Source organism: Candidatus Glassbacteria bacterium (assembly GCA_019456185.1).
Lineage (GTDB): Bacteria > Gemmatimonadota > Glassbacteria > GWA2-58-10 > GWA2-58-10 > JAJRTS01.
Genome location: VRUH01000143.1, coordinates 1 through 1500, shown reverse-complemented (window position 1 = coordinate 1500; position 1500 = coordinate 1). Strand labels below are relative to the sequence as shown.

Genomic DNA, 1500 nt, shown 5'->3' with positions numbered 1-1500 from the left:
CGCGCAAGCCTGCGCGAAGGGGTTATGAGATAATCCATCCAACCTTTGAATCAACTCATCATACTCATTGAAACTAAATTTTAGGTTTTGTTGGAAGCTCCAAGTATATATAACAATGAGTTACAAGACCGGAATTCGTTTTCGATCCAGCTATGGAAAAAACGGAGCATGGGCAATGAAACTGCGATTCCCGATCCGGTTGTTGTTGCTGCTGTTAACGATCTCCGCCTTTGCCGTTCCTGCCAGCGGAGAGGTGATCACCGTCCGCAAGGAGGTGCGCCAACTGCTGGGCAGCGCCATGTCCCAGAACGACGCCCGCGTCGCCGCTATCGCCATGGCCAAGCGGCTGGCCCTGGAGGAGGCCGGTACCTACCTGGAAACCCTCTCAGTGGTGCGCAATGCGGAATTGGTGCAGGACGAAATCCTGGCCCTCTCCAGCGGCGTGCTCAAGACCGAGATCGTGGAGGAGCAGCCGTATATGGAGGGCAGCGCATTCGGTATCCGGGTAGTGGCCGTGATCCGAGTGGACACCGCGGGCCTGGAAGAGCGGGTGAAAACCCTGCTCGCCGACCGTGCCCAGATGGAGCGCCTAAAGGAATCGGAACTGCGGGTGAAAACCCTGCTGGCGCGAGTGAAGGAACTGGAGGAGCGCATGGCCCGCATGGACGCCACAGCCACCCCGGAAGAAAAGGAAACCCTCAAGACCGCCTTCCAGGAAAACACGCAACGACTCACCGCGCAGCAATGGTATGAAAAGGGAACCGCCCTGTGGGACAGCAAGAAACGGCGCTACGATAAGCCGGAGAAGGCCATTGAATACTTCGGCCAAGCCATCCGCCTCGATCCCAGCTTTGCCGCTGCCTACAACGGCCGGGGCAATGCCTATAATAACCTGAAGCAATACCGGCGGGCCATCGAGGAATATGACCAGGCCATCCGCCTCGATCCCAGCTTGGCCGCGACCTACAATAACCGGGGTAATGCTTATATAGACCTGAAGCAATACCGGCGGGCCATCGAGGATTTAGACGAGGCCATCCGCCTCGATCCCACCTTGGCCGCGACCTACAATAACCGGGGCGTTGTCTATGTTGAACTGAAGCAATACCTGCGTGCCATCGAGGATTATGACCAAGCCATCCGCCTTGATCCCGGTTATGCCGTGGCCTACAGCAATCGGGGCAGTGCTTATGCTGACCTGAAGCAATACTGGCGGGCCATCGAGGACTACGACGAGGCCCTCCGCCTCGATCCTGGCTATGCCCCGGCCTACGCCAACCGGGGCACTGCTTATGCTGACCTGAAGCAATACCGGCGGGCCATCGAGGATTACAACCAAGCCATCCGCCTCGATCCCGGCAACGCCGTGGTCTACAATAACCGGGGCCTTGCCTATGATAACCTGAAGCAATACCGGCGGGCCATCGAGGATTATGACCAGGCCATCAGCCTCGATCCCGGTTATGCCAGGACCTACTACAACCGGGGCGTTGTTTATTC

General features: G+C 57.6%; 1 protein-coding gene. It reads left to right on the top strand.

The features are described 5' to 3' along the window. Positions 1–175 precede the first annotated feature (175 nt). A partial coding sequence (locus tag FVQ81_18510) for a tetratricopeptide repeat protein (GenBank protein ID MBW7998524.1) occupies positions 176–1500 on the top strand: 1325 nt, incomplete at its 3' end.